At 69.5% G+C, this 26,655-nt stretch carries 26 protein-coding genes and 1 pseudogene; 15 read left to right on the top strand and 12 right to left on the bottom strand.

All coding sequences use genetic code 11. The features are described 5' to 3' along the window. Window positions 1–58: 58 nt before the first annotated feature. Window positions 59–274, bottom strand: coding sequence for a hypothetical protein (locus RAC69_RS05080; RefSeq protein ID WP_375085591.1), 216 nt, complete (start codon window positions 272–274; stop codon window positions 59–61). Window positions 275–314: 40 nt separating this feature from the next. Next, complete coding sequence (locus RAC69_RS05075) at window positions 315–470, bottom strand: hypothetical protein (protein WP_375085589.1); 156 nt, start codon at window positions 468–470, stop codon at window positions 315–317. A gap of 3 nt (window positions 471–473) precedes the next feature. Here RAC69_RS05075 and RAC69_RS05070 point away from each other — a divergent pair, with 3 nt between their 5' ends. From RAC69_RS05070 to nhaA, 3 genes are all read left to right on the top strand, one after another. Further along, window positions 474–2,939 (top strand): glycoside hydrolase family 2 protein, encoded by a 2,466-nt coding sequence (locus tag RAC69_RS05070; RefSeq protein WP_375085587.1) that lies wholly within the window; start codon window positions 474–476, stop codon window positions 2,937–2,939. 71 nt (window positions 2,940–3,010) lie between these two features. Further along, window positions 3,011–3,184, top strand: a complete 174-nt coding sequence (locus RAC69_RS05065; RefSeq protein ID WP_375085585.1) for a hypothetical protein — start codon at window positions 3,011–3,013, stop codon at window positions 3,182–3,184. 71 nt (window positions 3,185–3,255) lie between these two features. Further along, a complete protein-coding gene (gene nhaA, locus RAC69_RS05060; protein WP_375085584.1) occupies window positions 3,256–4,506 on the top strand; it encodes a Na+/H+ antiporter NhaA in 1,251 nt (416 codons plus the stop codon). Here the strand turns inward: nhaA and RAC69_RS05055 are convergent. Continuing rightward, window positions 4,478–6,130: a RecQ family ATP-dependent DNA helicase gene (locus RAC69_RS05055; protein WP_375085582.1), complete on the bottom strand. Its 1,653-nt coding sequence runs from the start codon at window positions 6,128–6,130 to the stop codon at window positions 4,478–4,480. The two genes, nhaA and RAC69_RS05055, sit on opposite strands and share 29 nt — an antisense overlap. A 48-nt stretch (window positions 6,131–6,178) precedes the next feature. Further along, complete coding sequence (locus tag RAC69_RS05050; RefSeq protein WP_375085581.1) at window positions 6,179–7,246, bottom strand: spore photoproduct lyase family protein; 1,068 nt, start codon at window positions 7,244–7,246, stop codon at window positions 6,179–6,181. Between the two features lie 79 nt (window positions 7,247–7,325). Here RAC69_RS05050 and RAC69_RS05045 point away from each other — a divergent pair, with 79 nt between their 5' ends. Continuing rightward, window positions 7,326–8,312 carry an alpha/beta fold hydrolase gene (locus RAC69_RS05045; RefSeq protein WP_375085580.1) on the top strand — a complete coding sequence of 329 codons (987 nt, stop codon included), beginning with the start codon at window positions 7,326–7,328 and terminating at the stop codon, window positions 8,310–8,312. A gap of 1 nt (window position 8,313) precedes the next feature. Here the strand turns inward: RAC69_RS05045 and RAC69_RS05040 are convergent, their stop codons facing one another. From RAC69_RS05040 to RAC69_RS05030, 3 genes are all read right to left on the bottom strand, one after another. Beyond that, a complete protein-coding gene (locus RAC69_RS05040) occupies window positions 8,314–8,889 on the bottom strand; it encodes a sigma-70 family RNA polymerase sigma factor (protein WP_375085578.1) in 576 nt (191 codons plus the stop codon). Window positions 8,890–8,967: 78 nt separating this feature from the next. Continuing rightward, window positions 8,968–9,198, bottom strand: a complete 231-nt coding sequence (locus tag RAC69_RS05035; protein ID WP_375085577.1) for a hexameric tyrosine-coordinated heme protein — start codon at window positions 9,196–9,198, stop codon at window positions 8,968–8,970. Window positions 9,199–9,228: 30 nt separating this feature from the next. Continuing rightward, window positions 9,229–9,774, bottom strand: a complete 546-nt coding sequence (locus tag RAC69_RS05030; RefSeq protein ID WP_375085575.1) for a carboxymuconolactone decarboxylase family protein — start codon at window positions 9,772–9,774, stop codon at window positions 9,229–9,231. 123 nt (window positions 9,775–9,897) lie between these two features. Here RAC69_RS05030 and RAC69_RS05025 point away from each other — a divergent pair, with 123 nt between their 5' ends. The 7 genes from RAC69_RS05025 to RAC69_RS04995 all read left to right on the top strand — a co-directional run bounded on the left by RAC69_RS05025 (window position 9,898) and on the right by RAC69_RS04995 (window position 18,927). Continuing rightward, window positions 9,898–10,749 (top strand): AraC family transcriptional regulator, encoded by an 852-nt coding sequence (locus RAC69_RS05025; RefSeq protein ID WP_375085573.1) that lies wholly within the window; start codon window positions 9,898–9,900, stop codon window positions 10,747–10,749. Window positions 10,750–10,866: 117 nt separating this feature from the next. Then, entirely contained in the window at window positions 10,867–11,973 is a 1,107-nt protein-coding gene (locus tag RAC69_RS05020; protein ID WP_375085571.1) for a LacI family DNA-binding transcriptional regulator, read from the top strand. After that, on the top strand, window positions 11,970–13,595 hold the full coding sequence (locus RAC69_RS05015) for an FAD-dependent oxidoreductase (RefSeq protein ID WP_375085570.1): 1,626 nt from the start codon (window positions 11,970–11,972) through the stop codon (window positions 13,593–13,595). The genes RAC69_RS05020 and RAC69_RS05015 overlap by 4 nt, the downstream gene beginning before the upstream one ends. Before the next feature lie 52 nt (window positions 13,596–13,647). Next, window positions 13,648–14,955, top strand: coding sequence for an ABC transporter substrate-binding protein (locus RAC69_RS05010; protein WP_375085568.1), 1,308 nt, complete (start codon window positions 13,648–13,650; stop codon window positions 14,953–14,955). A gap of 4 nt (window positions 14,956–14,959) precedes the next feature. Next, window positions 14,960–15,910 (top strand): carbohydrate ABC transporter permease, encoded by a 951-nt coding sequence (locus RAC69_RS05005; protein ID WP_375085566.1) that lies wholly within the window; start codon window positions 14,960–14,962, stop codon window positions 15,908–15,910. Further along, complete coding sequence (locus RAC69_RS05000; RefSeq protein ID WP_375085564.1) at window positions 15,900–16,829, top strand: carbohydrate ABC transporter permease; 930 nt, start codon at window positions 15,900–15,902, stop codon at window positions 16,827–16,829. The genes RAC69_RS05005 and RAC69_RS05000 overlap by 11 nt, the downstream gene beginning before the upstream one ends. 100 nt (window positions 16,830–16,929) lie before the next feature. Next, window positions 16,930–18,927: a DUF1349 domain-containing protein gene (locus RAC69_RS04995; protein WP_375085563.1), complete on the top strand. Its 1,998-nt coding sequence runs from the start codon at window positions 16,930–16,932 to the stop codon at window positions 18,925–18,927. Between the two features lie 56 nt (window positions 18,928–18,983). Here the strand turns inward: RAC69_RS04995 and RAC69_RS04990 are convergent, their stop codons facing one another. Both RAC69_RS04990 and RAC69_RS04985 read right to left on the bottom strand, forming a co-directional pair. Beyond that, window positions 18,984–19,436 carry a BLUF domain-containing protein gene (locus tag RAC69_RS04990; RefSeq protein WP_375085561.1) on the bottom strand — a complete coding sequence of 151 codons (453 nt, stop codon included), beginning with the start codon at window positions 19,434–19,436 and terminating at the stop codon, window positions 18,984–18,986. Between the two features lie 69 nt (window positions 19,437–19,505). Then, a complete protein-coding gene (locus RAC69_RS04985) occupies window positions 19,506–20,021 on the bottom strand; it encodes a TetR/AcrR family transcriptional regulator (protein ID WP_375085560.1) in 516 nt (171 codons plus the stop codon). A 126-nt stretch (window positions 20,022–20,147) separates the two neighbouring features. On the opposite strand from RAC69_RS04985, the gene RAC69_RS04980 reads away from it, so the two are divergent. Then, window positions 20,148–21,287, top strand: a complete 1,140-nt coding sequence (locus tag RAC69_RS04980) for a zinc-binding alcohol dehydrogenase family protein (protein WP_375085559.1) — start codon at window positions 20,148–20,150, stop codon at window positions 21,285–21,287. A gap of 221 nt (window positions 21,288–21,508) precedes the next feature. On the opposite strand, the gene RAC69_RS04975 is transcribed toward RAC69_RS04980, so the two are convergent. The 3 genes and pseudogenes from RAC69_RS04975 to RAC69_RS04965 form a co-directional block, all read right to left on the bottom strand. Further along, window positions 21,509–21,817 (bottom strand): TIGR02391 family protein, encoded by a 309-nt coding sequence (locus RAC69_RS04975; protein WP_375085802.1) that lies wholly within the window; start codon window positions 21,815–21,817, stop codon window positions 21,509–21,511. Window positions 21,818–21,864: 47 nt separating this feature from the next. Beyond that, window positions 21,865–22,398 (bottom strand): annotated as a pseudogene (locus RAC69_RS04970) (SDR family NAD(P)-dependent oxidoreductase); the annotation flags it as partial. A gap of 79 nt (window positions 22,399–22,477) precedes the next feature. Next, window positions 22,478–23,266, bottom strand: a complete 789-nt coding sequence (locus RAC69_RS04965) for a TetR/AcrR family transcriptional regulator (protein ID WP_375085557.1) — start codon at window positions 23,264–23,266, stop codon at window positions 22,478–22,480. Window positions 23,267–23,396: 130 nt separating this feature from the next. Between RAC69_RS04965 and RAC69_RS04960 the strand changes: the two genes are divergently transcribed. Genes RAC69_RS04960 through surE form a run of 3 tightly spaced genes read left to right on the top strand, consistent with a single transcriptional unit; the run spans window position 23,397 to window position 26,574 of the window. Further along, window positions 23,397–24,596 (top strand): aspartate aminotransferase family protein, encoded by a 1,200-nt coding sequence (locus tag RAC69_RS04960; protein ID WP_375085556.1) that lies wholly within the window; start codon window positions 23,397–23,399, stop codon window positions 24,594–24,596. Continuing rightward, window positions 24,596–25,756 carry an NAD(P)/FAD-dependent oxidoreductase gene (locus RAC69_RS04955; RefSeq protein WP_375085555.1) on the top strand — a complete coding sequence of 387 codons (1,161 nt, stop codon included), beginning with the start codon at window positions 24,596–24,598 and terminating at the stop codon, window positions 25,754–25,756. Before RAC69_RS04960 ends, RAC69_RS04955 begins: the two co-directional genes overlap by 1 nt. Then, window positions 25,756–26,574, top strand: a complete 819-nt coding sequence (surE, locus tag RAC69_RS04950; protein ID WP_375085553.1) for a 5'/3'-nucleotidase SurE — start codon at window positions 25,756–25,758, stop codon at window positions 26,572–26,574. Before RAC69_RS04955 ends, surE begins: the two co-directional genes overlap by 1 nt. Window positions 26,575–26,655: the final 81 nt, after the last annotated feature.

Genomic DNA, 26,655 nt, shown 5'->3' with positions numbered 1-26,655 from the left:
CCAGCCCGGGGCCTCGGCAATGCACCGGGGCGTCGGCAATGAACCGGCGCCCGACGGATCAGCCGCCCGACGGGTTCTCGACGGGCTTGCCCTCGTCGTCGGTCGTCTGCTCGTCGAGCGTCTCGCGGACGTCGTCGGAGTCGTCGGAGTCGTCAGGGCCGTCGGTCTCGCCCGTGTACCTCTTGTCGCCGGAGTCGTCGGGCGCGCCGCCCGACGCCGTGTCGGCCTCCTCGCCGGAACCGGGAGTGCCCTGCGTGTTCGACGGGTCGCTCATGTCGTCCTCCTCTGCTCATGTTCGGTCGTGTGCGTCGACCCTAGGTCGGCCCTCTCGCACCGGTCAGGGGGTTGACCGGCGTGGCCATCGGGTTCATGCTCTGCGCCAGCGTTGACTGGATGCTGCAGATGTGCGCCGACGCGGTCTCCTCGGCGGCGCCCGACGCTTCCCCCGAGCCGTGACCGATGAAAGGCACCCTGTGACCGTCACCCGACGACCCCTGCACGACGGATGGACTGCGATCGCCGCGAGGGGGACCGTGCCGCCGGCTGTCGCCGACGCCGGTGCGATCCCGGCGCAGGTGCCGGGCAGCATCCACACCGACCTGCTCGCGGCTGGTCTCATCCCCGACCCGTACCTCGACGAGAACGAGAAGACCCTGTCGTGGATCGGCCTCGTCGACTGGACCTACCGCACCACGATCCCCGGGGTGGACCCGGATGCCGACGAGCGCCACGATCTCGTGTTCGACGGCGTCGACACGGTCGCGTCGATCCGCCTGAACGGCGTCGAGATCGCGAGCGTGCAGAACATGCACCGCTCGCACCGCATCGACGTCACGTCGGCGCTGCGCGCGGGGGAGAATGAGCTGGAGGTGGCGTTCCGGTCGCCGATCCGTGCGGCGGATGCCGCCAGCCTCGCGCTCGGCGCCCGCCCGCACGCCAACCACCACCCGTACAACGCGCTGCGCAAGATGGCGTGCAGTTTCGGCTGGGACTGGGGCATCGACACGACGACCTCGGGCATCTGGCGCCCCGTCGCCATCGAGAGCTGGTCGGATGCGCGGCTCGGGGACGCGCTGATCGCGGGCGACGTGGTCGAGGGCGTGCCGCGGGTGCGGGCCACGGCATCCGTCGACGGAGCCGCCGATGGTCTGCGTGCGCGGCTCGTCGTCGCCGGGGCGGAGTTCGAGGCCGAGGTGCGCGACGGCGCGGTGCTGGTCGAGGGCGACGTGCCGTCGGCCGAGCCGTGGTGGCCGCGGGGCCACGGCGCGCAGCCGCTGTACGACGCGCGGCTCGAGCTGCTGCGCGACGGCGAGGCGATCGACGAGCACGAGCGGCGGGTCGGGTTCCGCTCGGTCGCGGCGCGACTGCAGGAGGACACGGAGGGCATCGGGTTCGCGATCGTCGTGAACGACCGGGCCATCGAGATCCGCGGGGCGAACTGGATCCCCGACGACGCGTTCCCGCACCGCGTCGACCGGGCACGGTACGCCGAGCGACTCGCGCAGGCGGAGTTCGCGGGCCTCAACCTCATCCGCGTGTGGGGTGGCGGCATCTACGAATCCGACGACTTCTACGCCGAGTGCGACGAGCGCGGCCTGCTGACCTGGCAGGACTTCCTGTTCGCGTGCGCGGCGTACTCGGAGGAGGAGCCGCTGTGGACGGAGGTCGAGCTCGAGGCCCGAGCCGCCGTCATCCGCCTCGCCTCGCATCCGTCGCTCGTGATCCTCAACGGCAACAACGAGAACATCTGGGGCCGACAGGAGTGGCGCTGGGAGGGGCGACTCGACGGTCGCACCTGGGGCGCCGGGTACTACTACGAGCTGCTGCCGGCGATCGTCGGCGAGCTCGCCCCGCAGGTGCCCTACACGCCCGGCAGCCCGTTCAGCCCCGACCGCGACGACCGGCAGAACGCCGCGGAGCGCGGCACCATGCACGTGTGGGACACCTGGAACCAGAAGGACTGGACGCACTACCGCGACCACCGTCCGCGATTCGTCGCGGAGTTCGGGTGGCAGGGACCGCCGACGTGGAGCACGCTCACCAGGGCTGTCGGCGACGACCCGCTCACCCCCGAGTCGCCAGGCATGATCGTGCACCAGAAGGCGATCACGGGCAACGACAAGCTCACCGACGGCCTCGTGCCGCACCTGCCGCTGCCCAACGACATGGACGACTGGCACTGGGCGATGTCACTCAACCAGGCGGTGGCCGTGCGCACCGCGATCGAGTGGTGGCGCTCGCTCGCCCCGTACAACACAGGCACCGTCACCTGGCAGCTCAACGACTGCTGGCCGGTGACCTCGTGGGCCGCCGTCGATGGAGACGGGCGCCGCAAGCCGCTGCTCTTCGCCCTGCGGGCGGCGAACGCTCCGCGCCTGGCGACGATCCAGCCCGGCGCCGAGGGGCTGACCCTCGCCGCCACGAACGACACCGACGAGGACTGGCGCGCCGAGTTCGCGATCACCCGCCGGTCGTTCGAGGGTGTGCCGCTCGCCGAGCAGACCTGGTCGGTCGTCGTGCCGGCGCGCGGCATCGAGCGGGTCGCCCTCGCCGCCGACGTCGCTGCCGCGCAGGACGCCGCCGGCGAGATGATCCGCGCGACCGCGGCCCGCGGGAGCGCCGCCGCAGACGCGACCGCCGACTGGTTCTTCGCGGAGCCGCGCGACTCGTCGCTGCCCGCCGCGTCGACCGAGGTCGCAGCGCACCGGACGGATGACGGCTGGGCCGTCGACGTCACGGCGGGGACGCTCGTGCGCGATCTCACGCTGCTCGTCGACCGCATCGATCCTGCGGCCGAGACGGACGAGGCGCTCGTCACGCTGCTGCCGGGCGAGACCGCCCGGTTCACCGTGCGGGGAGCGACGGATGCCGACGCCGCGGCGTTCTCGGACCGGCTGGTGCTGAGGTCGACGAACGACCTGATCCGACGGGATTCCTGACCGTGGGGAGGGTCCGGTCGATGGCGGATGAGCGCTGTCGGCCGGACCCGGCCCGGCGGTAGAATGGGGTCATGCCTCCCCGTCCGATGCCCGCTGCGGTGCGCGCTCCGCGCCTGCTGGTATCGGCGACCCCGATGGCCGCCGGCGAGAAGGTCGTCATGCACCCGGGGACCAACGGATGGACCAGCGTCTGGGGCACGCTGTCGCATGGAGAGATCGCGGGCTGCCCGCCGCCACGCAGCTGACGCACCGCCGACCCCGGTGGGTGGTGCGCTCCTGCTCGTGTCGCCCGTTCCCACCGTGAGGTAGGTCATCCATGTCCTCGTCGTCCATCTTCCGCGTCGCGCCCCATGAGCTGTGGCGTGGCGTGCGCTCCACCGTCCGCAGCGACGTCACCGCAGGAGTGCTGCTCCTGGCCGCGACCGTCGCCGCCCTGATCCTCGCCAACAGCCCCGCGTCGGGCTGGTACGCCGCGATCCGCGACGTCACGTTCGGCATCCCCGAGCTGCATCTGGAGCTGTCGGTCGGCGCGTGGGCGGCCGACGGCCTGCTCGCGATCTTCTTCTTCGTCGTCGGACTCGAACTGAAGGAGGAGTTCGTCGCGGGGCGCCTCCGCGATCCGCGGGCTGCCGCGCTCCCCATCGCCGCCGCCGCGGGCGGCGTCGTCGCTCCGGCGCTGATCTTCCTGCTCTTCACCGCCGGAGACGCGGACGCCGCATCCGGCTGGGCGATCCCGACCGCGACCGACATCGCCTTCGCGGTGGCCGTGATCGCAGTGGTCGGGCGCTTCCTTCCGCCCGCGCTCCGGGTGTTCCTGCTCACTCTCGCGATCGTCGACGACCTCATCGCGATCACGATCATCGCCACCGTCTACACCGACACGATCAGCCTGCCGTGGCTCGCACTCGCACTGCTGCCGCTCGCCGGATTCGCCGTCGCCGCGCAGCGGGGCGTGCGCGCGTGGTGGATCCTGCTGCCGCTCGCCCTCGCCACCTGGGCGCTCATCCACGCCTCGGGCGTGCACGCCACCGTGGCCGGTGTGCTGCTCGGGTTCACGGTGCCGGTGCTGCCCACGCCTCGCGCGCGCGTGCGCGTCGACCGCCGGGAGTCCGAGCCGGTGTGGGAGGGGCTGGCCCCGCACTGGGCCGATCGGTGGGGCGTCGTCGCCACGGTGTTCGCGGTCCCGGTCTTCGCGTTCTTCTCCGCCGGTGTCGCGATCGGCGGGGCGGAGGGGCTCCGTTCGGCGTTCAGCGATCCGCTGACACTGGGCATCGTCGTGGGTCTCGTCGCGGGCAAGCCCCTCGGCATCCTCGTGACCACCGTCGTGCTGACCCGCCTTCCCGGGTTGCGGCTCGATCCGTCCCTGCGCTGGTTCGACCTCACCGGCATGTCGTTCGTCGCCGGCATCGGCTTCACGGTGTCGCTGCTCGTGGGCGAGCTGGCCTACGGGAGCGCCTCGGTCGCCGACGAGCACGTGAAGATCGGTGTGCTCACAGGCTCGCTCGTCGCCGCCGTGCTCGGTGGTGCGTTGCTCGCGATCAGCGACCGGCGGGCTCGGCGAGCGTGAGCGCGCCGCTGTCGATCGCGGTGAACGACAGCACCTTGTACCCCTCTGACGCGAAGTACACCGTCGCCCGGTCGGCCTCCACGCCCGTGACCGTGCCCTCGCCCCAGTCGCGGTGCCGAACGCTCTGGTCGATCGAGACGGGGGCATCGGCGATCGCCGCGTCGTCATCGGTCGACCTCGAGGCGTCGCGCTGTTCGCACCGGTCGCAGTTGTCGCACCAGGCGGGGCCGTCGACCCCGAAGTACTCGAGCAGCACCCGGCGACGGCACTGCGTCGTCTCGGCGTACGCGCGCATCATCGCGAGACGGGAGTCGGCGATCCGCTCGCGTGACTCCAGCGTCTCCCGCACGGCCTTCGTCGCCTGCGCCGCTGTGACCGGGCGGACCAGGCGCACCCCGTCGGTGGTGTCGACGAGGCCCGCGTCGACCAGGTCGTTGACGAGACGGGTGACCGTGCGCGTGGGCCTGCCGACGGCATCCGCCAGCGCGCGCAGGTGGGCACCGGGCGTCGCGACGATCGCGGAGCGCACCGCGCGGATGTCGGCGGTGCGCACCGAGCGCCTCGTGAAGAAACGCCGGAGCCCGAGGTCTTCCGGCCGGTAGTGCAGGGCGGTGGTCGCCGGCTCTCCGTCGCGGCCGGCGCGTCCGACCTCCTGGTAGTACGCGTCCAACGATTCCGTGACCGTGGCGTGCAGCACGAAGCGCACGTCTGCCCTGTCGATGCCCATCCCGAACGCGGAGGTCGCGACGACGACGTCGAGGCTGCCGTCGCGCCAGCGGTCCTGCACATCGCGCCGCTCCGCGGCCTGGAGTCCCGCGTGGTAGGCGGCGACGCGGCGGTCGTCCGAGGCGATCTCGTCGGCGTAGCTCTCGGCCTCCTTCCGCGTCGCGACGTACACGATGCCCGGCGCGGTCCACGTGCGAGCCTCCTGCACGACCGCGGCCTTCTTCTCGGCGTCGCTCTCGTGCCGGTGCACGACGAGACGGATCTCCGGACGGTCGACGCCGTGCACCTGCACGTCGACGTCGGTCATCGACAGCTTCTCGATGATCTCGGCGCGGACCGGTTCGGAGGCCGTCGCGGTCATCGCGAGCACGGGCGGGTCGCCGAGTTCGCGGCGCACATCGCCGAGCCGTGCGTAGTCGGGGCGGAAGTCGTGCCCCCACGACGACACGCAGTGCGCCTCGTCGACGACGAACAGCGAGACGCCCGCCGCAGCCAGGCGTGCCACCGTCTCCTCCTTCGCCAGCTGCTCGGGGGCGAGCAGCACGTACACCGGGCCGCCCTGATCGATGAGCTCCCAGGCGTGAGTGGCGTCGGCGGCGGAGGTCGAGCCGTTGAGCGCGACGGCCGGCGGGGCGGCCGGCGCCTCGCGGATCGACGCAAGCTGGTCGGCCTGCAGGGCCACGAGCGGCGAGACGACGAGCACGACGCCGCCGCGCTGCGCGCCGGCGACCTGGTACACCGCCGACTTGCCGCCGCCGGTGGCCAGCACGAGCAGAGTGTCGCGCCCAGCGACCGCCGAGGTGATGGCCTCGCGCTGCCCGGGCAGCAGCTCCTCCCACCCGAATCCGTCGCGGGCGATGTCGTCGACGGAGGCGGGGGACGTGCGAGAAGAGCTCATGTCAGCGACGGTATCCCCGCGATCCGGAACGTGCGCGAGGGTTGACATCTAGAACGCGTACCGGATGCGGCACGAGGGCAGGTGACGGGCGACGAGCCGGGTGAAGGTCTCGACGTGCCCGCGTTTGAGGTCGGCGCGATATCGCACGTTGACCGCGCCGTTCTGCGACACCTTGGTCTCCTGGGTCGCCGGCGTCCACAGCAGGTCCTCGGCCTTCGGATGCCAGCCGAGGTTGACCTCGTGCAGTCGTTCGTTGTGGGTGAGGAAGATGACCTCGGCCGCCAGCTGCCGTTTCGCCGCAGGTGACAGCACGTCGTCGAGGTGCACGAGCAACTCGGTCCACTCCTCGAGCCAGGTGGGCGTGACGATGATCGGCGAGAAGTTGAGGTGCACCTCGTAGCCGGCCTCGACGAAGTCGTCGATCGCGGCGATGCGCTCGGCGATCGGCGAGGTGCGGATGTCGGTGACCTTCGCGACGGATGCCGGCATGAGCGAGAAGCGGATGCGGGTGCGGCCGAGCGGATCCCAGTCGAGCATGTCGCGGTTGACGTACTTCGTCGCGAACGACGCCTTCGCGGTGGGGAGCATGCGGAACAGGTCGCAGACGTCGCGCACGTTCTCGCTGATCATCGCGTCGACCGCGCAGTCGCTGTTCTCGCCGATGTCGTACACCCACGCCTCGGGGTCGCACTGGTTCGGCTCGGTCTTCGGCCCCTGCTTGCTGACGTGCCGGGCGAGGTGCGCCGTGATGCGGTCGATGTTGGTGAACACCGTGACCGGGTTGCTGTAGCCCTTGCGCCGCGGCACGTAGCAGTAGGCGCAGGCCATGGCGCAGCCGTTCGCGAGCGAGGGGGCGATGAAGTCGGCCGAGCGGCCGTTGATCCGTGTCGCGACGCTCTTCTTCTCGCCGAGCACGAGCGCCTCGGTCTTGATGCGCACCCAGCGCGCCACGTTGCGCTCGTCACCGTGCACCTCGGGGATCTGCCAGTGCGACGCGACCGGCACGATCGCCGCGTCGGGCCACCGGGCGATGATCTCCTGCCCGCGGGGCGAGCGCGCGGCATCCGGCTCCGCATAGATCCGCCTGACGTCGAGCAGGGGAGAGGGCGCACGCATGCCTCCTGTCTACTCCCGGGCACCGACATCGCGGGTCCGTCCGCGCCGAATCCGTGCCGCGGACTGGCAGGGTGGAGGGGTGACGAGCGGATCGGACAGGCCAGAGGTGATCGTCGAGCACGTGACCTCGCCGTCGGCGACCACGCGCGTCACCCGGGTGACGACGACAGCGGCGGCGGGTCGGGAGCCCTTCGTACTGGTCGCGGGCATCGGCGTCGCGGCGAGCTACTTCGAGTTCCTCGCACCGACGCTCGCGCAGCGGGGCGACGTGTACGCCCTCGACCTCGCCGGATTCGCCGGCGTCGCGAAACCCCGCGAACGCACGCCGTCGATCTCGTTCTTCGCCGACCAGGTCGAGGCGGTCCTCGACCACTACGGACTGTCGACGCCGGTGCTCATCGGCCACTCGATGGGGTCGCAGATCGTCACCGAGGTGCTGACGCGCAGGCCCGACCTGCGTCACGCCGTGCTCGTGAGCCCCGTCGTCGACGAGCACGAGGCCACCGTCTTCCGCCAGGCGGTGCGATTCCTGCAGTCGTCGCTGCGCGAGTCGCTGCACCTGGCCATGATCGCCGTCTCGGCGTACATCCTCTGCGGCCCCGTGTACTTCCTCCGGGTGCTGCCGCACATGCTCCGCTACCGGATCACGGATGCCGTCGGCGGACTCTCGACGCGGATGCTGTTCATCCGCGGTGAGCACGATGCGACCTCGTCGCGGCGCTTCCACTCGCGACTGATCGCCGCCTGCCCGTCGGCGTCCCGCTGGGAGATCGAGGGAGCGGCGCACTCGATCATCAACGCGCACGCCGTGGGGGTCGCGAAGCTCACGATGCGGCATCTGGACGACGACCTGCCTGCGCGGGGCCGGATGTCGGACGAGGAGGCGCTGACGCCTCCGCCCGTCCGGACCGATCTCGCGATGATCGTCGGCGCCGTCGCGGCTCGGGTGCGCGAGTGGGTGAGCGCACTGCGCGGCGACGAGGCGGGCGTCGCCGATGCCAAGGAGGACCACGCGCGGATCCTCTGGCGCGCGTACCGGTCGGGCGCGCGGCACGCGCGGGACTGACTCAGGCGGGCTCGGGGGTCCCGATGCCGGCGGTCTCGGGCCGGGCCCGCTGGGAGTGGTCGTGGAGTCCGGAGAGCCCGGCGCGGGTGTGCGACCGTACCGCTGCGAGCGTCTGCGCCGTGCGGGCGGCGATCTGGAACTGCGTCAGCCCGGCGTAGTACGCGAGTGCGATGCACTGCGACTGCTCGGGCGGGAGGCTGCGCATCGCCTCGCTGAGCCGGTCGGCGTAGGACTCCTCGTCGGCGGCTCCGCCCTCTGCCTCCGACTCGACCGACCGCAGATGGGCGACGGCGTACCGATGCGCGATGCCGCACAGCCACACCGCGATGGTGTCGCGGGAGGCGTCGAAATCGGCGGCGTGCTGCCAGGCGTGCAGGTAGGTCTCCTGCAGCACCTCCTCGGCCGCGGTCCGGTCGCGGACGACGCCGAGGATCAGGCCGAACACCTGCGCGGAGGTGAGGTCGTACACCTGCGCGAGGGCGGCCTGTCCGCCTGCGGCTGCCTCGGCCATCAGCCGGCGCTCCGCACCCCGCGCAGCATCCTCACCGGAGGAGGAGAGCGGGGTGGGAGCGTCCATGACCTGATCGTCGCACGCGGCAGGAAGTGGCGCGCGTGCTTGAAACGGGCGGGGAAAGGTGGTAGCCGTCGCCCGACGTCACCCCCGCCAGTACCCGTTGGCCGTCGCCACCGTCTGGAAGTTAGTGGCGACGACCTGGGAGATGGCGATGAGCGCTCCGAAGTCCTCCGCGTAGACGGCGCGGACGCGCTCGCGCACCTCGGCCGAGGGCTGGGTGAGCTTCACCGCGGTGCGGGACAGTCTCACCGCGAGGGCGTACCCGTCCTCCGGAGTCGGAGTGAGCAGTGACGGAAGCCAGGAGTCGGTCATGAGAATGCCTTTCGGTGGATGCCGGAGCGATCAGCGCGCGCGGCGGAGCGGGACGGTGGGGAAGTCGATCGGGACATCGAGGGCGATGCTCACGTAGTTCGTGAAGAGGTTGAGCGCGACCTGGCCGATGGTCTCGACGATCTGCTCGTCGGTCCAGCCCTGGTCGCGGACCGCCTGCACGTCGGCCGGAGACAGCTGGCCCCGGTCGTTCACGAGCGCGAGCGCGAACGCGAGGAGCGCAGCGGTCTTCGGATCGTCCGACTCGCCGTGCTGTGCGGCGGCGAGGGCGTCGCGCGTGAGTCCCGCCTTCTTCCCGAGCGCGGTGTGGGCGGCCAGGCAGTACTCGCACGAGTTGCGATCGGCGACCGCGACGGCGATCTGCTCGCCGAGGGCCGCACCGAGGGTCCCGCCGCCGAACGCGCCGAAGGAGCCCCACATGCTCGCGAGTGCGGCGGGCGAGTTGGCCACCGCGCGGAACATCGCCGGCACGGTGCCGAAGGCGCCCGAGATCTCGTCGAGGTGCTCCCTGACGGTGCCGATGGTGTCGTTGCGGTCGATGAGAGGGACGTTGGCCATGGTTCTACTCCTTGATCGGGCCACCCTCACGCGGGTGGCGATGACTCCATCCTTCCGATCGACCGTGGACGATACGCACCATTCCGTCTTGACTAATTGACAGATAGTCCAGATACTGAGCCCATGCCCCCCGTCGATCGCCTCTCGCCCCTGCTCGCGCGATTCCGGGTGCGCACACGCCTCTTCCACAGCGGGCCGTTGTGCGGGGTCACCGCGTTCCCCGCCGAGGCCGGACGCGGGTTCCTTCACGTCCTGCGGGAGGGGGAGATGGAGATGGAGGTCAGGCGACCAGGCGGCTCATCCGACCGGATCGCCGTGACCGAGCCGAGTCTGCTGTTCTTCCCTCGGCCGACCGAGCACGTCTTCGTCGGCGCGCCGACCGAGGAGTCCGACTTCGCGTGCGCGACCGTCGAGCTCGCCGGCGGTGCACAGCATCCGCTCGTGCGGGCGCTGCCGTCGGTCGTCGTTCTGCCCCTCGCCGAGGTCACGACGCTGCGACCGGCGCTCGACCTGCTCTTCGCGGAGGTCGACGATGCGCGCTGCGGGCATCCGATCCTCATCGACCGGCTGTTCGAGGTCGTTCTCATCCAGCTGCTGCGGTGGATGCTCGACAACCCCCAGCGACTCGCGCTGCCGCCCGGACTGCTCTCCGGGCTCTCCGACGAGGGGTTGGCACGCGCGCTGTCGGCCGTGCACGAGGCGCCGGGCGAGCCGTGGACGCTGCTCGCCCTCGCCCGCACCGCTGCCATGTCGCGGAGCGCCTTCGCCGCCCGCTTCAAAGACGTGGTGGGCACCACACCCGCCGACTACCTCACGGAGTGGCGCCTCACGATCGCGCAGGAGCAGCTGCGCGCGGGCACCCCGGTCGGCACGATCGCCGCGGAGCTCGGCTACGCGAGCGCGTCGGCGTTCTCCCGCGCGTTCTCTCAGCGACTCGGATGCAGTCCGAGGGCGTGGCTCGCGCTCGCCGCCTGACGCGCCACGGGCGGGCGCCCCCGGCGTCCGCGCTAATAATGCGTATTATCACGTTGACCATCTCGGTCCTCTGTCGCCAGAGTGAGGGAACACCCCGCAGGCGATCAAGGAGGATCGATGCCGCACCACCGCTCGACGCAGGCCGATGTCGCCGCTCTCGCCGGCGTCAGCCAGGCGACCGTCAGCATCGTGCTGAGCGGGCACACGCCGAAGGGCGTGCGCATCTCGGAGGCCACGCGCAACCGGGTGCTCGAGGCGCTCCGCATCACGGGCTACTCGGCCAACCCGGTCGCGCAGCGCCTCGCCGGCGGCAAGAATCAGCTGCTCGGCGTCTTCACCTACGAGAAGACGTTCCCGCGCGGAGGCCGTGACTTCTACGGCGCCTTCCTGAACGGCATCGAGGAGGCGGCCGAGCAGCTCGGCGTCGACATGCTGCTGTTCACCTCGGCGCGGGTGGTCGACGGACGACGCCGGCTCGCGGGCGACGGGTGGCAGCGGCTGGGCATCGCCGACGGATGCCTGCTGCTCGGGCAGCAGGAGGACCGCGAAGAGCTGCAGCACCTGCTCGACACGAACTATCCGTTCGTCTTCATCGGCAAGCGCGAGACCGACAAGCACCTGCTGCCGTACGTCGGCGCCGACTACGTCACGGCCACCGCGCGCCAGGTCGATCGGCTCGTCGCTCTCGGGCACACCCAGATCGCCTATGCGGGCGCGCGCAGCGACGACCAGTCAACGCGCGATCGCGTCGACGGCTACCGAGACGCGATGAAGGCCAAGGGGCTCGCGCCCCGCTTCCTCGACCTGCGCGACGGCGCCCGCGGCACCGACGAGATCGTCGAGCGCGGCATCACCGCCCTGCTGCTCGCTCCCGAGAACGACCCGGACGAGATCGCCGACGCGCTCGAGGCGAGGGGGCTCGCCGTTCCGCGCGATCTGTCGGTCGTGCTGCTCGGTCAGCCGCACCTGCCGCTCCGCCGCGGGCGCCGGTGGTCGGGTTTCTCCGTCCCTCGCGAGGAGATGGGCGCCCGCGCCCTCGTGCTGCTCTCGCGGATCGTCCATCAGGATGCCGAGCCGACCCGCCGCGCCTCGGTCCGCCCGTCCGCCGCCCTGCGGCTCACGGACGCCGACTACCACCAGATCATCGACTGCCCGGACGTCGAGGGCGACACCGTCGCGCTGGCCCCCTCCCTCACCCGACCCTTCGAAAGGAACCCTTCGTGACAACGCGAGAACTGACCACCGACATCCTCGTCGTGGGCGCCGGACTCGGTGGCGTGGCCGCCGCCCTCGCCGCCGCCGACCGAGGTGCCCACGTGATCCTCACCGAGGAGTACCCGTGGATCGGCGGCCAGCTCACCTCGCAGGCGGTGCCGCCCGACGAGCACCCCTGGGTGGAGGAGTTCGGCATCACCGCCCGCTACCGGCAGCTGCGCGACGGCATCCGCGAGGTCTACCGTCGCCGCTATCCGCTGACGGAGGCCGCGACGGGCCGCGCCGACCTCAACCCCGGTGCGGGCTGGGTGTCGAAGCTGTGCCACGAGCCGCGGATCGCGGTCGGAGTGCTGGAGGAGATGCTCGCCCCGCACCGGTCGACGGGCCGCATCCGTCTGCTGGAGCGCGTGCGTCCCGTCGCGGCCGACGTCGACGGAGACCGCATCACCCGCGTCACGCTGCAGTCCGAGGTCGACGGCGAGACCGTCTCGGTCACCGCGCAGTACGTGCTCGACGCGACCGAGACGGGCGAGCTGCTGCCGCTGTCGGGCACCGAGTACGTGACCGGCTTCGAGTCGCGCGCCGAGACCGGCGAGCCCAGCGCCCCCGACGAGGCCCAGCCCGACAACGTGCAGGCGCTCAGCGTGTGCTTCGCGATCGAGCACGTCGACGGCGACCACACGATCGAGCGCCCGGCCGACTACGACTTCTGGCGCGACTATCTGCCCGAGGCCTGGCAGGGCAGCCGGATGCTGTCGTGGGAGGCCCCGAACCCCCGCACCCTCGAGATGGGCACGCGCGCATTCGACCCCAACCCGGGCGACGACGTCGCCGAGGTCGACGCCGACCAGTCGCGCAACGCGGGTGACGCGAACCTGTGGACGTTCCGCCGCATCGCCGCGCGCGACCAGTTCGCGGCCGGCTTCTACGACAGCGACATCTGCCTCGTGAACTGGCCCAGCATCGACTACTTCCTCGCCCCGGTGCTCGACGTGTCGCGCGACGAGGAGCTCGAGCACTACCGGCGCGCCAGGCAGCTCTCGCTGTCGATGATGTACTGGATGCAGACCGAGGCGCCGCGCGCCGACGGCGGCACCGGATACCCCGGTCTGCGGCTGCGCCCCGACGTGATGGGGTCGGACGACGGGCTCGCACAGGCCCCGTACCACCGCGAGTCGCGGCGCATCAGGGCGCTCACCACGGTCACCGAGAACGACGTCTCGTACGACGTACGCGGAGACGACGGAGCGACCAGGTACGAGGAGTCGGTCGGCGTCGGCATGTACCGCATCGACCTGCACCCCTCCACGGGCGGCGACACCTACATCGACGTGGCCTCCACGCCCTTCGAGATCCCGCTCGGCGCGCTCATCCCGCAGCGCACCGCCAACCTGCTCGCCGCGAACAAGAACATCGGCACGACGCACATCACGAACGGCTGCTACCGGCTGCACCCCGTGGAGTGGAACGTCGGCGAGGCGGCCGGTCACCTCGCCGCCTACTGCGCCGCGACGGACACCACTCCGCACGAGGTGCACGGCGACGTCGGCATCCGCTCCGACTACCAGCGCGAGCTGGAGGCCGCGGGCGTCGAGCTGCACTGGCCGGAGGGCCGCGTCTACGCCTACTGACCACCCCACCTACTACCCACCCGAATCACAGCACAGCAAGGAGAAGACAACCATGAGCACATCCGCATCGCGTCGTCGGCGTCTGCCGATGACGGCCGGGGCCGGCATCGCCGCCGTCGCCCTCGTGCTCGCCGGATGCAGCGGGAGCCCCGAGGGCACCGCCACCCCCGACGAGCCCGTCGAGCTCCGCATGACGGTCTGGACGGCCGACGAGACGCAGCTCGGCCTGTTCCAGGAGATCGCCGACGAGTACGTCGCCGAGAACCCGGAGCTGGTCTCGAAGGTCACCTTCGAGCCGATCCCGTTCGACGACTACACGACGACGCTCACGACCCAGCTCGCGGGAGGCAACGCCCCCGACCTCGGCTGGATCCTCGAGAGCTACGCCCCGGAGTTCGTGTCGTCGGGTGCCCTCTACGACATCACCGGCACGCTGCAGGACCACGAGGGGTACGAGTACGACGACCTGCTCGACTCCTCGCTCGCGCTCTGGCAGCAGGACGACAAGCTCTTCGCGTACCCGTTCTCGAATAGCCCGTTCGCCGTGTTCGTGAACACCGACCAGATCGCCGCGGCCGGTCAGCCGAACCCGGCCGACCTCGTGGCCTCGGGCGACTGGACGTTCGATGCGGCCCGCGACATCTCCGCCGCCTCCGCCGCGACCTCGGGCAAACAGGGTCTCGTCGTGCGCGACTTCGACTATAAGGTGTGGGAGAACCTCGCCACCATCTGGTCGTCGTTCGGCGCCTCGCCGTGGAGCGAGGACGGCGCCAGCTGCACGCTGACCGACCCCGAGATGGTCGACGCGATGACGTGGATCCACGACGCGATCTTCGTCGACGGCGCGATGCCCGAGCCCGGAGTCACCGCCGACTTCTTCGCCGGGGACGCCGCGATGACGATCACGCAGATCAGCCGCGCGTCGGCCCTCGACGACTCGTTCGGCTGGGACGTCGTGCCGCTGCCCGACGGCCCGGAGGGGCGCCAGAACGTGATCGGACAGGCCGGCATCGGCGTGTTCGCGAACGCGGAGAACCCCGGCGTGGCCGCCGATTTCCTCGCCTTCTTCACGGCGCCGGAGAACGCCGAGAAGCTCGCCGCCTACTTCCCGCCGCCCCGTGAGTCGCTGCTGAACGCCGAGACCCTCGCCGCCGGCAACCCGCGCCTCACCGAGGAGCAGCTGCAGGCCGTGGTCGTCGACGGCATCCAGGATGCCGTCACCAAGCCGGCGCACCCGAACTTCGCCAAGATCCAGGACACGGTGCGTGCGCAGCTCGACGCCCTGTGGACCGCGGACGCCGACGTGGAGTCCGTGCTCGGCAGCACCTGCGAGACGATCGCTCCGCTTCTGGAGGGCTGATCGCATGACATCCTCCGCCGTCCTCGCGGCGGCCGACACCGCGGAGCGGAAGGGGCGTCCCGCACGCCCCCGCCGCTCCGCGGCGACGCGGCAGGACTGGATCGTCGGGTACACGATGGTCGCCCCCGTAGTGCTCGGCGCCGTCGCCTTCGTCATCGTCCCGCTCGTCGCCGTGCTCTGGTTCTCGCTGCACGACTGGAACGTGCTCGCCAACACCTTCGTGTTCTCGGGAACCGACAACTACGAGCGGATGCTGGCCGACCCCGGACTCAGGGACTCGCTGCTCGCGAGCCTGTGGTTCTCGATCGGGCTGGTCGTGCTCAACGTCACGCTCGCCCTCTTCCTCGCGGTGCTTCTCAACCAGAAGCTGCCGGGGACGACGACCTTCCGCACGTTCTTCTTCTCGCCGGTCGTCGTCTCGCTCGTCGCGTGGACCATCGTCTGGAGCTTCCTGCTGCAGTCCGACGGCGGCATCAACGGCTTCCTCGCCACCGTGGGAATCGAGGGGCCGAACTGGCTGCGCAACGACGTCACGGCGATGCTCGCCGTGATCGTGGTGCAGGTGTTCAAGAACGTCGGCCTCAACATGATCCTCTTCCTGGCCGCGCTCCAGGGCGTGCCGGAGGAGATCGGGGAGGCCGCACGGATCGACGGGGCTGGCGCCTGGCGTCGCTTCCGCTCGATCACGCTGCCGATGATCAGCCCGACCATCCTGCTCGTGATGATCCTCACCATCGTCGGCTCGCTCGAGGTGTTCGCGCAGATCGCGGTGCTCACCGGAGGCGGGCCGGGCAACTCCACGACCGTGCTCGTCTACTACCTGTACCAGCAGGCGTTCCGCTTCAACGACTTCGGCTACGCGAGCGCCATCGCCGTGCTGATGTTCCTCATCGTGCTCGTGCTGACGCTCGTGCAATGGCAGACCAGGAAGAGGTGGGTCTTCAATGAGAACTGACGTCATCGACCGGCCGGAGTCCCTCAGCACCCGTGCCGTCACGAACGGATCCCCGGAGCGTCGCGAGCGGCCGGGCGCCGCCACCCGCCGCCGGCGCTGGTTCGCGGGAGGCCTCATCGCGCTGATGGCCGTGCTCAGCATCCCCTTCGTCTTCCCGACGCTGTGGATGATCACGAGCAGCTTCAAGCCGATGAGCGAGATCCTCCAGAAGGTCCCGACCCTGTGGCCGGCCAACCCGTCGGCAGACGCGTACGGCGAGGTGTTCCGCCTGCAGCCGTTCGCGCAGCAGTACTGGAACAGCCTCTACATCGCCGCGCTCGTCACGGTGGGCACGATGCTCGTCGCCGCCATGGCCGGGTACGCGTTCGCGCGCATCCGCTTCCCCGGCGCGAACGCGCTCTTCCTCGTGGTGCTCGTGGGGCTGCTGGTGCCCAGTGAGGTGACGATCGTCCCGCTGTTCCGCTTCGTGAACTCCCTGGGGCTGATCAACACGCACTGGCCGCTGATCGTCATCCCCGTGCTCGGGGCGCCGGCGGTGCTCGCGGTGTTCATCATGCGCCAGTTCTTCCTCGGGCTGCCGACGGAGCTGGAGGAGGCTGGGCGCATGGACGGCCTCGGGCGCTGGGGCATCTTCTGGCGCATCGCCTTCCCGCTGGCCCGGCCCGCGCTCGCCGCGGTCGCGATCTTCACGTTCCTGAAGTCCTGGAACCTGTACCTCGAACCGATCGTGTACCTGTCGAGCAAGGACATGTTCACGCTGCCGCAGGCGCTGACGCAGTACGTCGACGCCTACGGCGGGCCGATGTGGAACGTGCAGCTCGCCGCCACGACGCTCACGGTCGTGCCCGTGCTGGTCGTCTTCCTGTTCGCGCAGAAGCAGTTCGTGCAGGGACTCGCCCACACCGGTCTGAAGGGCTGACCCGGAGCGCCCTCACTCGCGTCACGCCCGGTTCCGACCGGGCACTGTTCGTCGCGCCCTCGCCAGGGCATCCATCGCAGGATCCACCGAAGGAGAAGCAATGAGAACGACAGCCAGACGTGCGCAGCGACGCGCACTGTCGCTCGCCGCCGTCGCCGTCGCCGCGGTCATGGCGGCGGGAGGCGCCCTGCCCGCGCAGGCGGCACCCGTCGGATCGGGAGGCGGAGTCGCCGCTGAGGTGGCACCCCCGCCCGCCGATTGGCCGGTCTTCGGCTACCAGGGGATCATCACCGACAAGTTCGACATGGTCTACAACCCGACCGACGAGTACATCTTCCCCAGCGTCTTCCACGCCGGGGAGCACTTCGCGGACCCGCTCGGCGAGTGGTACCTCTACCTCGCGCCGCACGACGACCCCGGCGGGATCGTGCTGATGTACGCCGACAGCCTCGAGGGTCCGTGGACCGAGTACGCCGCGGGGCCCGTCATCACGAACGACTGGCCGCCGCACTACGGACCGGTGCCGCACGTGTCCAGCCCCGACGCGTTCTGGAACGCCGACGAGGGCAAGATGTTCCTCTACTTCCACGGCAACAACTCGGTGACGCGCTTCGCGACGAGCGCCGACGGGGTGACGTTCGAGTACGGCGACATCGCCGTCACGAACGCGATGGGCGACGTGCCGGGCACGCGCAGGATCACCGAGAGCTCGTACGCGCGGGTCTTCGACCACCCCGATCCCGACTCGCCGTACAACTACGCGATGTTCTACATGGCCAACGACGACACCCCGATCGCGGGCGGTCTCACCGGCATCCGTCGCATCCGGCTCGCGGAGTCCGTCGACGGGCGCACCTGGGTCGTCGACCCCGTGCCGGTCGTCGAGCCGGGCGAGGAGGAGGGGGCGAACGTCTCCGGACCCAACCTCTGGGAGCACGACGGCCAGCTCTACGTGCTGTACCACGCGTCGAGCGGCAAGTCCTATGCGCGCACGATCGACCCGACGCTGCGCGACGTGGGGGAGACGCCGATCCTGCTGCACGAGTCCAGCGGACTCGGCACCGACACCGGCCGGGTGGCATCGCCGGAGGTCGTGACCGACGGCGGCGAGACGTATCTGTTCTATGAATCCGGAGACCGCCTCGGCGGCACGATCGCCTGGGCGAAGGCCGGGGCGGAGACGGTCATCGAACCCCCGTTCGGTGGGTTCGCCGAGGATGCCGCGAACCCGCTGTTCGCCACCTGTGCCGCCCCGGGGTCCGACGAGTTCGACGGCGCGCTGGGCGACCAGTGGGATCGCACGGTGCGGGCGGATGCTGCGCGGCACACCGTCTCCGACGGCGCGCTGATCGTGCCGACCTACACGGGAGGGGTGTCGGCGGCACCGCTGCTGCAGCAGGAGCTGCCCGCCGGGGCGTGGCAGGTGACCACCAAGGTCGGTCTCACGCCCACCCAGAACTTCCAGCAGGCCGGTCTGCTGCTCTACGCCAGCGACACGAACTATCTGAAGTTCGACCTGGGCAAGGCCACGCCTGGTCGGGTCGTCGAACTGGTGGGGGCGGGCTCCCCGGCCTTCACCAGTCAGCAGCGCACCGACGTCGGCGAGGTCTGGCTGCGGCTGACCAGCGACGGCCGCGAGATCGAGGCGTCGGTGTCGTACGACGGCTCGACGTTCGAGGCGTTCGGGAACCGGGTGCGACTGGAGACGTCTCCCGGCGTCCCGCGGTACACCCACGTCGGGCCGTTCGCCTTCCGCGGCGCCACGGCGGCGGCGGAGCTCCCCGCGACGTTCGACTGGTTCCGCTTCTCGCCCACGCCCGAGGCGTACGCGGCATGCATCGACGCCGGCACGGACCCCGGCACGGACCCGGGCCCCGGCACGGATCCCGGGGCCGGATCGGGCGGCGGCGCCGACCCGTCCACGGGAACGGATGCCGCGGGTGCGGCAGGATCCGGATCGGTCGCCGCCGCTCCCCGCCCGCGGGCGGGAGCGCTCGCCGCCACCGGAGCCGACCCCGTGCCGTTCGTACTCGCCGGAGCGCTGCTGCTCGTCGTCGGGGGCGCGCTCGTGCTGCGACGGAGGAAACGGCTCGGCTGATCTCCGTCGGCTGATGTCCGTCGGCTGATCTCCGACGACGCGCCGGGAGGCGTCCGCTACGCCTCCCGGCGCTGTTCCCCGTCGCGCACCCGGAACCACATGGTGAGTTCCATGAGCGCCCGACCGATCATGTCGTGGTCGCCCATCCTCAGGTCGTCGAACGAGTCGCGGTATCCCTCCGCCGGAGTCGCGTCGAGGGCGGAGAGCGACTCGTAGCCCATGGTCCAGTGCGCGAAGCGGCGCTCGTGCAGCGGCTCCTTGAGGAGGATGCGCACGTCGCGGTGCCGGCGATCCTGCACGATGCGCCCCATCAGGTGCTCGACCTCGTCACGGTCGCCCTCGAGGATCTGCACGAACTCGCCATCGCGGTGCAGGAGCAGTCCCGTGATGCCGCGCGACCGGTTGCCCGCCCTGCTGCTTTCCAGCAGCTCGCTGAGCTCTTCCTCGGTGAGGCGCTGTGCTGCGGAGCTGGTGTAGACGAGCGAGAGCATCGGGTGGTCCTGGTCCATGTGGTCAGGCTAGCGAAAACACTTCCGTTCGAGAGGCACGCCGGGACGTCCTCGTCGCGATCCGTCGGGTCACTCGTCGATCCACTGTCGCAGGTCGTTCCACACCGACGACAGCGCATCCTCCAGCGGGGTGTCGGCGGGCCCGTCCAGCCACCTGTCGATCGCGAGGTCGAAGCAGGTCACGGCGAGGGCCGCCAACGTCTTCGCCTGCGCGGACCCGATGCCGCGCTGCGTCAGGGACTCGTCGATCGCGCGCGCGAGATGATGGCCCCGCAGCAGGTCACGCTCGTGGAGCGCAGGCTCGCCCTGGATGATGCTCCGCCGACGAGCGATCTGCTCTCGCCAGTCCTGCAGGCCCCGTCCCGCGGCGGCGAGACCTGCGCGCACCGTGGCTGCCCCGCCGCTCTCGGGAGGAACCGACTCCATGAAGTCGCTCACGGCTCGGGGGAGCTCGCGATCTCGGAGGAACAGCACGTCGCGCTTGTCGGCGAAGTGTCGGAAGAACGTCCGCGTGGTGAGTCCCGCCGCCTGGGCGATCTGCGGAACCGTGGTGCCGCCGTAGCCCTGGGCGGAAAACAGGGTCATCGCGGCGGCTTCCAGTCGGAGCGCGGCGTCCGGTGACCATCGAGGCATGCGCCCATGATGGCACGAACTGTCATCACGTGTACAGTGATGACACGACATGTCATCAGCGGAAAAGGATGCAGAACGATGAACTCGAACTCGGCGGCGTGGATCGACTCTCCCTATGCGGATCTGACCGTCCGACAGGCCCCGGTGCCGACGCCGGGTCCCGGACAGCTGCTGATCGCCGTCCGCGCGGTGGCGGTGAACCCGCTCGATGCGATCATCCAGTCCAACGGCGCCGTGATGTACGGCTGGCTGCGGTACGCGGTGATCCTCGGGGAGGACGTCGCGGGAGTCGTCATCGGCACCGGGACCGGCGTGGACGACTTCGCCGTCGGCGATCGGGTCGTCGCCTACGCGATGGGCCTCGAGAAGGGGCGGGATGCTGTCTCCGAGAGCGGCTTCCAGGAGATCGTGGTCGTCGAGGCGGGCCTCACTGCCGCCTTGCCGACCGCCGTGTCGTTCGAGGACGGCGTCGTGCTGCCCCTCGCGCTGTCGACGGCCGCAGCCGGCCTGTTCGAGGAGGGACAGCTGGCGCTGGACTTCTCTCGGCTCGGAGGCGCGCCGCCGCGCGACGAGGTCGTCGTGATCTGGGGTGGAGCGACGTCGGTCGGCGGCAACGCGATCCAACTCGCCCGCGCGGCAGGCTATCGGGTCATCACGACGGCCTCCGCCAGGAATCACGACCTGATGACGCGCCTCGGGGCGGAGGCCGTGTTCGACTACCGCGACCCGCGAGCGGTCGATCGGATCGTCGCCGAGGTCGGCGGCTCCCGAGTGGCGGGCATCCTCGCCGTCGCCGTCGGGTCCGCCGAGCCCTCGCTGCGGATCGCGCGCGCGACGGGGGCCACGAAGATCGCGATGGCGAGCCCGCCTGTCTCGTTCTACGACCAGCCACGCCGGCGCGGCTTCTCCCTCGCCCGCATCCGCCTCTTCCTGACGCTCGGAACCCGCACTGCGCTGCTGCAGGTGCGGAGTCGCTCCCGTGGAATCACGCCGTCGTTCATCTGGGGGAGCGCCATCGCCGCCTCGCCGGTCGGCCCCGCCATCTGGGGCCGCTACCTTCCCGCCGCGCTCGCCTCCGGGGAGCACCGCCCCTATCCGCAAGCCCGTGTCGCCGGACGCGGCCTTGCGGCGGTCCAGCACGCGATCGACACTCTCCGCGACGGAGTCTCGGCGCAGAAGCTCGTCATCTCGCTGGATGAGGCGCAGCGGGGATCCTGATCGATCACCGGGGAGGAGCCGACCCGCGTCGGACTCATGTGGTGTCACTTCCAAAGCTATCCCGGACTATGACCAGCAATTGCCCCATTGTTCGGACTGAGTCTTCCGCTGATTTCCGTGAATCGGACAGGACGGCGTTCCATGGTCACTTCGGACAAACTGAAACTGTAAAGGCCAGATCCGGCCGCTATTCGCCTCACAGTGCGATCCCTTGCTTGCCGCTATTTCAGAGGGGTCAGAGAAGCGCCATCCAATCGACGGTGGACGTATGAGAACAGGGCGAATGCATCGAAGAAGTCCGGCATTGCTTCGGCGGCGTTGATGCGATTGGAGTGAGCACGAGGGTTTCTGAAATGCCCGTGGATGCCCAGCAAGAGGTTGTTGAAGCCACGATGCTCGCTGATGTCGGAGTCTGACTCATACGCATTGATGAAAAGAACGGGCTTCTCGCGCCCCGTGGCGAAAACTCCGTTATACAGAGCGACGCCGTCGCCCGCCAGACCCGTGATTCCCCGCACCCGAGCGGGGATGCTCTTCGCTGCCTTGGAGAGCGCATGGAACAGGGAACGATTGACGAACTCTTCGGCGTGTCGCCAATTATCGGTGCAACGGCGTTGACGCGGATGCCGGCACCGCCGAACTCGAGAGCGGCGATCTTTGTCGCTGCGATCACGGCATGCTTGGAAGTGCTGTACGAGGCGTAGCCGGGCGTCCCGATGACCCCGAGTATCGACGAGGTGTTGACGATGGCGCCGCCGCGGCCCATGAACTCCCGGGCAGCCTTCATTCCGTTGATGACTCCCCAGGCATTCACCCGCTGATGCGTCTCGAAATGGGAGGCAGTGGTGTCGACGATGTCGGTGAGCGGCAAAGCGATGCCGGCGTTGTTGATGAGGACGTCGATGCGTCGAGCGGCGCCGGCGGCATCGCGGACGGCATCCTTCATCTCCGCCTCATCAGACACATCGGCGACGGCGAATCGTCAGCCGATATCGCGTGCCGCAGCCTCCGCCGCCGCCGGATCTCGGTCGATCACTGTCACCGAGGAACCCGCCTGTGCGAGCCTCCGCGCGGTCGCTAGCCCGATCCCGGAGCCTCCTCCGGTGACCATGGCGATCTTTGGTCCAGCCTGAACTTCCTTCACCCCTGACTTCGTCGTTGCTAACGTTCGTTAGTAACGACGAACGCTATCAGGAGATGGCCAGGAGGGCCCGGGTCAGATTCCACACCGTGACCATGACCGCATCGCGTTGCGCGCTGGGGACCTGGGTCGACGAGCGAAGCTCTCCGGGCAGGAAACGATGCGCACTGTTGCACAGCAGCATCACGGCAGACGATACGTCCTCTGACGAGGATTGCCCTGCGTTGACCTCGATGACGAGTGCGCGGATGAAGTTCAGGTAGAGGGCCTGCTCGTCGCGGATGTGCTCGAGCACGCCGTCCGGCAGCGCGCCGGCGACGCCGAACTGATTTATGGCCGCGTCCCACGCGACCGCGGTCTCACCGAAGTCGATCTGCCATCGGACATGCCTGGCGAGAACGGCGTGAAGTTGATCCACGGCCGACAGGTCGTAACGGATGTCCTCGATGACGAAGGCGTGGAACTGGTCGAGGATGCTGCGGAGTCCTACGGCCAGGATCTGCGTCTTACCGTCCGGGAAGTGTGAGTACAGGCTGGCAGCCTTGATGCCGACATCCGAGGCGATATCTCTCATCGAGGTGCCCGCGAATCCGGTCTTTGTGAACAGGGACATCGCCGTGGCCAGGATCTTCGCTTTGGCGGGGGACGGGGCATCTGCCGCGTTCTGTCGTTCTTGGACCCGTAGCACGAGTCGCAGAAGCGACTCGCGGGAACTCGGACTTGCCTCGGCCATCGAACTCTCCTCGCGCGCAAAGGTGGGCTGCGCCTCATCAGTGTACGGGTCGCTTGTCGAAGGCAGAGGTGATTGACGTATGAGGCTAACAGACGTTAGCCTCATAGAAACCGCGTCAGTAAGGACAACAATGTCAACGCCCGTAGCGCATCCGGTGTCTAACACAGCCCCGGCACGATCTCGCTTCCTCGCCAGAGGGGTCTCGTCAGCCGCTCGGCTCAGGGCGCGCCCGCTCGTGCTCCGTTCCGCCCATGATGCGCGCGTTGTCGACGTCGATGGCCGCGAGTACGCCGACTTCGTCCTCGGCATGGGGCCGATCCTCCTCGGCCACAGCCGACCAGAGATCCTCGACCGCGTGCAGACGCGGATGCGGCAGGGTGCGCTGTACGGCACGACCGAGCAGGAGTTCGAGCTCGCCGAGACTCTCTGCCGTGTCCTTCCCCACGCAGAGACGGTCGCTTTCTCCAACACCGGGAGCGAAGCGACACACCTCGCTCTCCGACTGGCGAGGGCAGGGACCGGCCGCCGCCTCATCGTCAAGTTCGAAGGTCATTACCACGGGTGGATCGACCCCCTGTTCGCGAACACCCAGATGAACGACGCGACGCGAACCGCCGACTTCCCGGTACCCGGCCAGCACAGTGTGCGCGGACAGGCGAGTTCCGCCGATGTCATCGTGATCCGCTGGAACGACGTCGACGAACTCCGGCAGGTCTTCTCCGACCACCGCGGCGAGATCGCGGGCGTCATCGTCGAGCCGATCCCCATGAACTTCGGCACGCTCATGCCGGACGCAGAGTTCGCTGCCGAACTTCGCAGCATCACGGCGCGAGACGGGGCGCGGCTGATCTTCGACGAGGTGCTGTCAGGATTCCGGCTCGCACTCGGCGGTGCGGCCGAGATCCTCGGCGTCAGCCCGGATCTCGCCGTCTACGCCAAGGCCATCGCGAACGGCTTCCCACTCGCCGCGGTCGCGGGCACACTCGAGGCGATGGATCCGATCATCAATGGGCCGATGCTGCCCGCCGGCACCTACAGTGGCAACCCGATCTCGGTCGAAGCCAGCCTCGCTGCGCTGGACATCCTGCAGAACGACCGCACGGAGATGTACCCACGGCTCGACCACCTCGGCTCTCGCCTCGCACAGCAGATCCGTGCCATCGCCGATGAGACCGGCGCCCCCCTCAGCGTGAACCAGATCGGCTCTGTCCTGCAGATGTTCTGGGGCGTGGACAAGACCATCCGGGCATACGCCGACGCGGACACGAGCGACCGGGCGACGATGAGCCGCCTCAGCGAGGGGCTGCTCGACAAGGGCTCACTCGTCTCCGGACGTGGTCTCATTCTCTTGAGCGCCATGCACACCGAGGCAGACATAGACGCACTGGCCGCCGCACTGCGCGACGGCGTCGACGAGATCACCAAGGAGAACTAATGAGCGACACCACCCCACAGCTTCGCGTCGTGGTCATCGGTGGCGGAGTGGCCGGTCTCAGCACCGCGTACTACGCCGCTCGCGGCGGAGCATCCGTGCACGTCATCGAGAAGGACTCCATCGCGGCGGCCTCATCCGGCCTCTCCGCCGGCATCTTCAACCGTCAGACCTTCAACCCGGTCGACCTCGCGCTTCGCGTGGAGAGCGGCCGCGAGTTCGCCGAGTTCGAGCGGGAGACGAGCTTCGCCGTCACGCGCACCGGATACATGCGTCTTGCTCGGACAGCCGCCCAATGGGAGCGCGCCGTGTCCACGATCCAGAGCGGTGATTATCCCGACACCACTCTCATCGACGCGGCGCAGGTTGCGGAGCTCGTGCCAGGGATGCGGATCGACGACGTGTTCGGGGCGATGTACGGCCCCGAGGACGGTTTCATCGACGGGCCGGAACTGTGCGCGGCGTTCCTCGAGCTGGGTAAGCGCCACGGTGTGACCTTCGCCGGCAACACCGCGGTCCTCGGGGCCGATACGAGCGGTGCCCGCATCACACTCAAGACGTCCTCCGGGTCGGTGGACGCTGACGTCGTGGTGAACGCGGCCGGTGCGTGGCTCTCGAAGGTGGGAGACCTGCTCGGCGCCCCCGTCGGCATCAACAACCAGCGGCACGAGGTCGCCGTCGTGCACGTGCCGGAGCTGGCCGACGTGAAGGTTCCCGCCGTCCAGACGTACTTCCCCGGTTCTGGTGAAGACGCCGTGTACATCCGACCGGAAGGTCCGGGTCGGTTCCTCACCGGTTTGCACTCGTACGAGTCCTCGGGAGAGCAGGCTGACCCGGAGGCGTACGCGCGGAAGGTGTCCGAGCAGTACATCGAAGAGGTCGCCGAGGCGCTCATCGACCGCTTCCCCGAGTGGGAAGATGCGAGCATGGAGGCCGGCTGGGCGGGAATCTACCCGCACAGCCTCGACGGCGCCTTCATCGTCGGTCCACACGAGCAGGACAGGCGCATCGTCACGGTCGGCGGTCTCGGAGGCGTCGGCCTCACCGTGTCGCCGGCCATCGGACAGATCGCCGCTGACTGGGTCCTGCATGGCGAGTCCACACGATTCGACTTCGTCGACGACCTGCTGCCCGACGCTCCCTCGCGCAAGGTCAACGCCTGATGGCGCGGGTGCTCCTCACCAACGACGACGGCATCTCATCGCCGGGACTTCTTGCGACCAGACAAGCGCTGGCCGACGCAGGACTGCAGGTGCTCGTCGTCGCTCCTGACGGCAACCGCAGCGCCATGGGCCATCGGATCAACATCCGCTCCGAGCTCACCCTCCGACTCGAGCGCTCCGACGAGGTCGGGGAGATGTGGTCGTGCTCGGGAACGCCGGCGGACTGTGTGCGCATGGCCTACTTCACCGCCGATCTGCCGGAGTTCGACGCGGTGGTGTCGGGAATGAACCTCGGGCCGAACCTCGGCGAGGACGTCTTCTACTCCGGCACGGTTGCCGCCGCCATCGAGGGAGCCTTGCTGGGCAAGCCCGCGATTGCGGCTTCGCAGGCCAGTGGTCATCTGCCGGAGTCGTTTCTCGCGCAGGCGCCCACGGAGTTCCCCCACGCGCGCTTCGTTGCGGACCTCGCAAAGCGGGTTCTCGCCGCTTCAGCAAGCCTCGACGGCGTCATCCTGAACGTGAACCTGCCGTCCACGCTCGAACGTGGTGTCGATGCGGCGTACGCGCGCCTGGGGCGGCGCGACTGGACGACCACCGGAAACACCACATCCCGTGACGGCGACACCATCACCGTCTCGAGGCCGTGGATCGCCGAGCCGACCGCTCTCGTCGAAGAGGGGACCGACTTCCACGTCGTGCTATCAGATCGGATCAGCGTCACGCCGCTCCGGGTGCGCAGTGGCCTAGAAGATCTCTCTGCCTCGTGGCGTGAGCACGCGCCGCTGTCCATCACACTTGAGAGCGTCGACCTCGTGTAACCCCCGCCGCACATGAGAGAAGAGCCGGAGTCCCGATGTGACTCCGGCTCTTCTCTTATGCGACCCGAGCGGCTGACCGTG

Origin of the sequence: Microbacterium sp. LS_15 (assembly GCF_041954735.1) — a bacterium.
Lineage (GTDB): Bacteria > Actinomycetota > Actinomycetes > Actinomycetales > Microbacteriaceae > Microbacterium.
This window is presented reverse-complemented; position numbering and strand designations above follow the sequence as displayed.

Excerpts from the sequence above, each read along its gene's own strand:
- RAC69_RS05080 (WP_375085591.1), bottom strand. The coding sequence starts at position 274 with ATGAGCGACCCGTCGAACACGCAGGGCACTCCCGGTTCCGGCGAGGAG.
- RAC69_RS05065 (WP_375085585.1), top strand. The coding sequence starts at position 3,011 with ATGCCTCCCCGTCCGATGCCCGCTGCGGTGCGCGCTCCGCGCCTGCTG.
- nhaA (WP_375085584.1), top strand. The coding sequence starts at position 3,256 with ATGTCCTCGTCGTCCATCTTCCGCGTCGCGCCCCATGAGCTGTGGCGT.
- RAC69_RS05055 (WP_375085582.1), bottom strand. The coding sequence starts at position 6,130 with ATGAGCTCTTCTCGCACGTCCCCCGCCTCCGTCGACGACATCGCCCGC.
- RAC69_RS05050 (WP_375085581.1), bottom strand. The coding sequence starts at position 7,246 with ATGCGTGCGCCCTCTCCCCTGCTCGACGTCAGGCGGATCTATGCGGAG.
- RAC69_RS05040 (WP_375085578.1), bottom strand. The coding sequence starts at position 8,889 with ATGGACGCTCCCACCCCGCTCTCCTCCTCCGGTGAGGATGCTGCGCGG.
- RAC69_RS05035 (WP_375085577.1), bottom strand. The coding sequence starts at position 9,198 with ATGACCGACTCCTGGCTTCCGTCACTGCTCACTCCGACTCCGGAGGAC.
- RAC69_RS05030 (WP_375085575.1), bottom strand. The coding sequence starts at position 9,774 with ATGGCCAACGTCCCTCTCATCGACCGCAACGACACCATCGGCACCGTC.
- RAC69_RS05025 (WP_375085573.1), top strand. The coding sequence starts at position 9,898 with ATGCCCCCCGTCGATCGCCTCTCGCCCCTGCTCGCGCGATTCCGGGTG.
- RAC69_RS05020 (WP_375085571.1), top strand. The coding sequence starts at position 10,867 with ATGCCGCACCACCGCTCGACGCAGGCCGATGTCGCCGCTCTCGCCGGC.
- RAC69_RS05010 (WP_375085568.1), top strand. The coding sequence starts at position 13,648 with ATGAGCACATCCGCATCGCGTCGTCGGCGTCTGCCGATGACGGCCGGG.
- RAC69_RS05005 (WP_375085566.1), top strand. The coding sequence starts at position 14,960 with ATGACATCCTCCGCCGTCCTCGCGGCGGCCGACACCGCGGAGCGGAAG.
- RAC69_RS05000 (WP_375085564.1), top strand. The coding sequence starts at position 15,900 with ATGAGAACTGACGTCATCGACCGGCCGGAGTCCCTCAGCACCCGTGCC.
- RAC69_RS04995 (WP_375085563.1), top strand. The coding sequence starts at position 16,930 with ATGAGAACGACAGCCAGACGTGCGCAGCGACGCGCACTGTCGCTCGCC.
- RAC69_RS04990 (WP_375085561.1), bottom strand. The coding sequence starts at position 19,436 with ATGGACCAGGACCACCCGATGCTCTCGCTCGTCTACACCAGCTCCGCA.
- RAC69_RS04985 (WP_375085560.1), bottom strand. The coding sequence starts at position 20,021 with ATGACCCTGTTTTCCGCCCAGGGCTACGGCGGCACCACGGTTCCGCAG.
- RAC69_RS04980 (WP_375085559.1), top strand. The coding sequence starts at position 20,148 with ATGAACTCGAACTCGGCGGCGTGGATCGACTCTCCCTATGCGGATCTG.
- RAC69_RS04965 (WP_375085557.1), bottom strand. The coding sequence starts at position 23,266 with ATGAGGCTAACGTCTGTTAGCCTCATACGTCAATCACCTCTGCCTTCG.
- RAC69_RS04955 (WP_375085555.1), top strand. The coding sequence starts at position 24,596 with ATGAGCGACACCACCCCACAGCTTCGCGTCGTGGTCATCGGTGGCGGA.
- surE (WP_375085553.1), top strand. The coding sequence starts at position 25,756 with ATGGCGCGGGTGCTCCTCACCAACGACGACGGCATCTCATCGCCGGGA.